The organism is [Flexibacter] sp. ATCC 35208 (assembly GCF_001975825.1).
GTDB lineage: Bacteria > Bacteroidota > Bacteroidia > Chitinophagales > Chitinophagaceae > Chitinophaga.
In genome coordinates, this window is sequence record NZ_MTKN01000129.1 from 1 (window position 1) to 7425 (window position 7425).

Sequence of the window (7425 nt, forward strand, 5' to 3'; positions counted from 1 at the left end):
CATACCGCCTACTGTGCTGATAATGAAAAAATAGTTTCACCCAGCTTACCCAACCAACCAGGATCAATCGTTTTATCCTTTTGCGATTCTTTATGCAATCGCTTCAATGCCGGCAAAAAATCAGCATCGTCCAACGCTTCAATCGCATCAAATAACAATGTCCCAAATTCACCCGTCAACAGCTCTTGTATAATCACCTCTTTTATCCCTGCCTCTTTTCTAATCGCCAACCCCACAATGGCTTCAAACCGCGTTTCCTCCTCCTTATCATTCACCCTGTTCCACAAAGCTGTTATTATCTGTTTCGGGTGCTTATCTATCCGCGAACCAATACCAAATGTCGCCCAATTCCTGATAGCACTAAATTTGTCTGTAGTCAGTTCCACCATCGCATCTACCGCTACCTGATGTTCCACCCCAAGTAATGCATACACCACGCCTAATCTTACGTATTTATCCGAATGAGATTTAAATGCGGCAACAGCCTTCGCCTGAGCGGCACTCAACGTATCGTTGTTAAACCGGATGGCATGTAGTACAGTGATGAGCAGATCTGTTGTAAACGCACTATCCAACAGCGCACGCTCCAACAATTCAAAATAAAGTTGCAGCGATTCCTTTAAATAAGGCCTTCCGGTCGATCCCAATTGTGCCAGAATATCAACAGCGATCTCCTTTTCCCGATCCGTACCCGTTTTTACCAATTGATAACATCTCTTAAATGTCTCCTCCCCACCCCTTCGGTATAGCTCTCTAACATTATCCCAATATGTCTTTTGTGATTTATTATTGAGGACCCGGGTTAATAGTTCTTCTGCTGTAAAGTCTTTTCTTCTCATAAGGGCTACCAAATTAATAACTTTAGTCCTAATTTTGCGCCAAATTTAATTGTGTTGGGAGATAAGATCGATTACTTTTCGGATGAATTAATAAAAGATATAGCCTTACCTGAACGGTTTACCTTTCCTTTTTTCTACGAACCACATCCTTTATCCAAACTAGCCGCTGCCGACCTCCAGCAATACCTGGAAACGCATACCGGGCTGGATCATAACTTCGGACTGACTGACGATACGGATGGATCCGCTATCGGCAAAATGTTCGGCGTGCTGGTCGTACAGGATCCAACCGGCAGACTGGGTTATCTCTCCGCCTTCTCCGGCAAACTCGCCAACTCAAACGACCACTGGAAATTTGTTCCTCCTGTCTTTGATATGCTGTCTGAAAACAGCTTCTTCCTCAATGGACTGGAATTCATCACCGCCATCAATACCCGGATTGACGAACTGCAGGCAGATGAAAAGTACCAACAGCTGAAACTGGACATAGAGCAGGCAGCCATCACCGCTACAGCCGAAATCACCCATTTAAAGCAGCAATTAAAAGCTAACAAAGACAATCGTAAACAACTCCGGACTCAGCTAAAAGAACGCCTGAATGAGGCAGAATATGCTATTGCTGAGGCAGATATCATCAATCAGAGCCTGGCAGATAAAAGACAGCTGAAATACCTGACGGACAATTGGGCGGCAAGACAAGCGGAATTAAAAACCCAACTGGACCAGTTCGAGTCCATTCTCGAACCGCTCAAAAATGAACGGAAGGAACGATCGGCCGATCTACAGCAACAGATCTTTGAACAATACAGTTTTCTGAATAAATACGGTCAGACCAAAAGTCTGCAGGCTATCTTCAGCGAAACACCTTTTGGTAAACCACCGGCTGGCAGCGGGGAATGCGCCATGCCCAAACTACTCCAATTTGCTTTTGCAAATAATTACACACCCATAGCAATGGCTGAATTCTGGTGGGGCACCTCTCCAAAATCAGAGATCAGGAAACATAAACAATTCTACCCTGCCTGCACAGGCAAATGCAAGCCTATTCTGGCACATATGCTGGAAGGGATCGCCATCGACGACAATCCGTTATTGCATGTAAAAGAAGATAGTCATCCGCTTGAAATCGTATTTGAAGATGATAGCTTTGTGGTAGTGAACAAGCCCTCCGGTCTCCGCTCCGTACCCGGGGTGAATATCGAGGATTCCGTGTATAGTAGATTAAAACACGGCCTACTAGATACAGAGCCGCTGATTATTCATAGATTGGACATGGATACTTCAGGACTACTCGTCGTCGCCAAAACCCAGGCAGCCCACAAGCATATCCAACGACAATTTTTACAGCGAACAGTCAGCAAACGCTATACTGCATTGATTTCTAAAGTACTTGACCAGTCAGGAGGCATGATCGACCTTCCTTTGGGACCTGATTTATTAAATCGTCCCAGACAGCTGGTTTGCTTCGAAACTGGCAAGAAAAGCGTTACAAAATGGGAAGTAGTCAAAAGATTCCCGGACATGACTAAAGTAAACTTCTGGCCGCTTACGGGTAGAACGCATCAGTTGCGTATGCATTCGGCACATGAGTCAGGACTCAATGCCCCCATTGTAGGAGACGATCTGTACGGCACCGCATCGGAAAGAATGTACCTCCATGCAGCCGAAATCGAATTTATCCACCCTGCCACGAGGGAAAAAATGCGCTTCGCTGTCGAAGAGGGCTTTTAATCCAATTGAAAAAGGTAACTGATACAGCCGAAATCGAATTTATCCACCCTTTCCACAAGGGTGTACCAACAAAAATACCTTTTAACCCAGTTGATTATCAACCCATCCCTAACCCCCTGATGACAATCATGGCCACTGATGATGCTATTTTCAATACCCCATGATCCACGTCAATAGTTTTGCTTCGGCAATAAGTGAGTTTTGAAGTAAGATTCTAAACTATAAACCTTCAGCTATGAAATACATACAATTCATGCTTGTAGCCATCGCTCTGATGCTGACCAATATCCTTTCATCATCTGCTCAAACTGCTGCACCTGCTGCCGGACCATCTGTCAACTTACAGGCAACCAGTTATAAGTTCATCAAAACCGTCAATGGCAAAGAAGAAGCACAGCCCGTGGCACCACTGGCCATCACTTCTGCCGCATACGATGTAAAAACTGCCGTTAATTATTACGAAGATGAGTATGATTCATACTTTATCTCCTTCGCTATACCTAACGGTCTCACACTGGCTGCTTATGACAAAAGTGGTAAACTGATCCGCACTGCAGAAAGATATGAAATTGAATTATTGCCTACTTCAGTGACTGAGGCAATTGCAAAAAAATATCCAGGGTGGACAATTGATAAAGATGTATACCTGATCACATACATCAAAGACAGGGACAATGAATCCAAATACAGACTGATACTGGAAAACGGTACCAAAAGAATTAAGTTGAAGGCGAATGATGCCGGAGAGCTTTTCTGATGATTTTTTATGAGACAATGTATTATTAAAACGAGGCCGTATCAGCAATAAGATACGGCCTCGTTTTATTTGGATACCTGGAAGAGGCAGATAATCATTTAAGCGATGCTCAGTGCGTTTTTTATTCCCCCTCTTTTTAAATTTAACCGTTAACGACCTAAATGATCTTAATCCGTTCCTCTTCCAGATCTATCTGGTATAACTGTTCTCTGATGATCTCCTCATCAATCGTCGGATCTTTATTCAATTCCGTCAAATAATCCCGTTGACTCTCCAACAAATCTATAAAGATCTTTTTCATCTTTTCATTCATCAGGCTCTCACTATTCGCTTTTGCCCGCTCTTCCCATATATGCAACAACTTCTCCATGCCTGCATGCCCATTCAATTCCTTCTCATACTTACTCTTCAATACCTGGTACACATGCTGCTTCAACCCCTGTTTCATCTGCTGTCTGGTCGTATTTTCCGACTCCTCCTTCTCTATATCATCAAAAATATGCGATCGGCTGATGAAGTAAGGCAATGTCAATCCCTGTACCACCAGTGTCAATAAGATAGCTACAAAGGTGATAAAGAGGATCAGGTTCCGCTGCGGAAACAATGTGCCATTCTCAAACGCCACCGGTATCGACAACGCCGCCGCCAGCGATACCACCCCTCTCATACCCGTCCAGCCCAACATCAATGGCAACAACATCGTCCGGCTTCGTGTGCTTGCCCGGGGACGTACACCGGGACGAAAGATAATCGTTGCCAACATGGCACAATACGCACTAATAATGCGTGCTACTATCAGCACGCCCGTCACCAGTACACCATAACCAATAGCTGTATGCAAAGGTGTACCATCTGCCCTTAATCCCTCTACAATCTCGGGCAGGTCCAGTCCTATGATGAGAAAAACAATCCCATTCAATATAAACACAAGACTGTCCCATACACTATAAGCCGATATACGACTGGCACTATTCAAAAATACAAGTCGCTGCGAAGACATATATAAACCACCACATACCACCGCCAATACACCGGAACAATGCAATTGCTCTGCCAGCCAGTACATCAGGTAAGGTTCTATCAATGTCAACGCGATATCTGATGTAGGCGTGGTAGGTAATTTTCTGTGTGCTTTTACAAATGCCCACGCTAAGATTAAACCGACTGCGGCACCACCGATTATCATCCATAAAAAACTAGTCGCTGCCTCCTGCCAGATAAATTGCCCCGTACCTACGGTTATCATGGCAAAGCGAAATATGATCAGGGAAGACGCATCATTCAACAAACTCTCTCCTTCTAATATTGCCGATGTAGACTTAGGAATCTTTACAAATTTTGTAATCGCCGCCGTGCTGATGGCATCCGGTGGCGAGACAATCCCTCCTAATAAAAACCCTAATGCGATCGAAAACCCGGGCAGGAAATAATTCGCAGCCACTGCTACCGACAAGGCCGTAAAAAATACGACAAGGAAGGCAAAGCTGGTGATAATACGCCACCACTTTTTCATTTCTTTAAATGACACACCCCAGGATGCTTCGAATAATAAAGGAGGTAAAAAAATAAAGAATATCAGGTCCGGATCTACCCTTACCGCAGGCAACCCGGGGATAAAACTGATGAGGAGTCCTGCCACTACCAGCAGTATAGGATATGCGATTTTTAGCCGGGTCGCCCACATTTCTAATACCACGACAACCGCGATCATCGCGAGAAAAAAAGGAAGGATAGTGTGCATTCAGTTGATATTTAATTCCTTGACGAGCAAATATTCCCGAAAATAAGGAAATAGGGCGGATAACAAATACAATAAAAAAACTATATCCAGGTAAGGTCTAAGTGGGATGATATAAAATTGGTTTACATACCAAAAGAACCACCCACAATAAAAGAATGATAGAATTTGGTGATAATAGTTTAGGATATTTCTCTTAAGAATTATAGTCCAGCTATAGCATAGTTATACTTCCTTAAGGTCACTATAAGGGCATTATAAGGGCACTTCAATATCGATTGGATATTGAAGTGCCCTTTAAGTGATGTATTAGTATTGGTATAGTGATAAAGATTCACTATATTAGCATACCTATATTTATTATTGATTTTATAACCTCAAAACTGTTTGTTATGGCTCTTGTAAAAGACAACATACTCCTCCAATGTGTACGAGGCTCCCTCGGCGATCAACTCACGATTTACGAAAGGAACGGGCAGATTATTATTGCCAAAAAACGCGGTCCGTCGAAGAATAAGCCAACTATAAAGCAGCTGGAAGCCAGGTATAAGATGAAAATAGCAGCAGCCTATGCGCTGGCAATCCTGGAAGATCCGGACCTGAAAGCTTATTATAAGTCACTGGCCGGACCGGGACAGAATGCCTATAATATGGCGGTAAAGGATGCTTATGCGTCACCGGAGATTCAGAATATCAGATTCGAAGAGGAGACGGTGATCGTGACTGCAAAAGATGAATTCAGGGTAGCGGCTGTGGAAATACGGGTGGTTGATACTGATGGTGTTATCGTGGATAGAGGCGCCGCTGTTTTAGGCAGGAATGGTGTGGATTGGTACTATAAGGTAGCCAGTCAGCCACCGGGTGGTAAGATCATAGTAGTGGCGGTGGATTTGCCGGGGAATGAAACGGTCAGGGAACTGAAACTGGTATAAATCCGGCATCAGCCCGAGGAAAAAACATCCCCCCAAAAAGCGCTGAAAAACAATCCCAAAAAACACCTCGGAAAAAGCCCGAAAAAGTGCTGGAAAAGCGCTGAATAAGCGTTAAAAAAAAGTTTCCCCCGGAAGAAAAACCTCCCGGGGAGGAATGCTATTCGAAAAAACTGATAAGGTCCCCCTTATCAGCCCTTCTTTAATGTCAATACTGCAATTTCAGGCCACATCCCAATCCTGCCTTTTAAACCGAGGAAACCAAACCCTCTGTTTACATACAGGTATTTCCCCTGCTGTTCATACAAACCGGCCCATTGCTTATATACATACTTTATCGGGCTCCATTTAAAACCAAATAATTCAATCCCAAACTGCATTCCATGTGTATGCCCTGCCAATGTAAGGTGTACATGCTGATGATGATCTACCGTTACCTCATCCCAGTGAGAAGGGTCGTGGGACATCAGGACCTTGAATGAATGATCCGGCACATTCACCGTCGCTCTCTTCAGATCTCCATATTTATGAAAACCACCTTTCCCCCAATTCTCTACACCGATCAGCGAAATGCTCTGCCCATGTTTATTGATCGTCACCGCTTCATTTAATAATAAATTGAAGCCCATCTCCCCATGCACCGCTTTTAAACGGTCCAGATTTGCCGCCTGCGCCTCCTTACTTTCCCATCTCATGTAATCGCCATAGTCATGGTTCCCCAATACGGAAAACTTGCCATAAGGGGCCTTTAACTTCGTAAAACCACCTATCCATGGATCCATCTCAGAAGCCATGTTATTGACAAGGTCACCAGTGAATAATAGCAGGTCGCTGTTCTGCGCATCGACCAGGTCAAGGCCTTTCTGTACGCCACCGGCATCGCTAAAACTACCGGAATGTATATCGGATAATTGTGTAATCGTAAAACCGTCAAATGCTTCCGGCAGGTCCGGGAAGAAGATCGTCTCTCTTCTAACTTTATAGAAATGCTTACCCTTTGTCAATCCAAAGAGGATCAGGAGGAAGATCACCCCTGCCAGTGCCAGCGCGACCTCACTCACAATGACACTTCTGTCTGGAAAGCCACGGAATAAACGAACAATATCTTCGGCTAATAATACCGGGGAGGAAAATAGCTTAGGGATAAAGCTGAGCACCATGGCACCGATCACAACAGCGATCAGGCGTTCTGAAGTATGGCCGGCTCTGCGCATGAAGATGATAGAAATGATCGCACCGATCAGAAAAATATCGACCAGCCAGTAGGCAAAATGAAGCATAGGATCCTGACTGAGTGTCGATACTGCCTGGTAAAAATAAAGGTCGCCCACAAGGAAGAGCAATAGCATTAATGGAAATCTTGCCATATAATAGTAAAACGCGTTTTTTAGGTAGACGAATACCTAATGATAATATTGAAGTTGTTTATAC

Annotated in this window: 6 protein-coding genes; 3 read left to right on the forward strand and 3 right to left on the reverse strand. The window is 44.1% G+C overall.

Features of this window, described 5'->3' with window-relative positions; genetic code table 11:
- Window positions 1–8: 8 nt before the first annotated feature.
- Window positions 9–839, reverse strand: coding sequence for a hypothetical protein (locus BW716_RS34110; protein WP_083730525.1), 831 nt, complete (start codon window positions 837–839; stop codon window positions 9–11).
- A gap of 54 nt (window positions 840–893) precedes the next feature.
- Between BW716_RS34110 and BW716_RS34115 the strand changes: the two genes are divergently transcribed.
- Window positions 894–2570, forward strand: a complete 1677-nt coding sequence (locus BW716_RS34115) for an RluA family pseudouridine synthase (protein WP_083730526.1) — start codon at window positions 894–896, stop codon at window positions 2568–2570.
- 235 nt (window positions 2571–2805) lie between these two features.
- Window positions 2806–3327 (forward strand): nicotinate-nucleotide adenylyltransferase, encoded by a 522-nt coding sequence (locus BW716_RS34120; RefSeq protein WP_143709211.1) that lies wholly within the window; start codon window positions 2806–2808, stop codon window positions 3325–3327.
- A gap of 157 nt (window positions 3328–3484) precedes the next feature.
- On the opposite strand, the gene BW716_RS34125 is transcribed toward BW716_RS34120, so the two are convergent.
- Window positions 3485–5068: a Na+/H+ antiporter gene (locus tag BW716_RS34125; RefSeq protein ID WP_083730527.1), complete on the reverse strand. Its 1584-nt coding sequence runs from the start codon at window positions 5066–5068 to the stop codon at window positions 3485–3487.
- Window positions 5069–5457: 389 nt separating this feature from the next.
- Here BW716_RS34125 and BW716_RS34130 point away from each other — a divergent pair, with 389 nt between their 5' ends.
- The gene (locus tag BW716_RS34130) at window positions 5458–5997 is read left to right on the forward strand and encodes a hypothetical protein (RefSeq protein ID WP_083730528.1); all 540 of its coding nucleotides are present in this window, start codon (window positions 5458–5460) and stop codon (window positions 5995–5997) included.
- Between the two features lie 188 nt (window positions 5998–6185).
- Here the strand turns inward: BW716_RS34130 and BW716_RS34135 are convergent, their stop codons facing one another.
- Window positions 6186–7361: a metallophosphoesterase gene (locus tag BW716_RS34135; protein WP_083730529.1), complete on the reverse strand. Its 1176-nt coding sequence runs from the start codon at window positions 7359–7361 to the stop codon at window positions 6186–6188.
- Between the last annotated feature and the right edge of the window lie 64 nt (window positions 7362–7425).

Bases quoted from the DNA above. Each gene is read 5' to 3' on its own strand.
- BW716_RS34110 (WP_083730525.1), bottom strand. From the start codon at position 839: ATGAGAAGAAAAGACTTTACAGCAGAAGAACTATTAACCCGGGTCCTC.
- BW716_RS34120 (WP_143709211.1), top strand. From the start codon at position 2,806: ATGAAATACATACAATTCATGCTTGTAGCCATCGCTCTGATGCTGACC.
- BW716_RS34125 (WP_083730527.1), bottom strand. From the start codon at position 5,068: ATGCACACTATCCTTCCTTTTTTTCTCGCGATGATCGCGGTTGTCGTG.
- BW716_RS34130 (WP_083730528.1), top strand. From the start codon at position 5,458: ATGGCTCTTGTAAAAGACAACATACTCCTCCAATGTGTACGAGGCTCC.
- BW716_RS34135 (WP_083730529.1), bottom strand. From the start codon at position 7,361: ATGGCAAGATTTCCATTAATGCTATTGCTCTTCCTTGTGGGCGACCTT.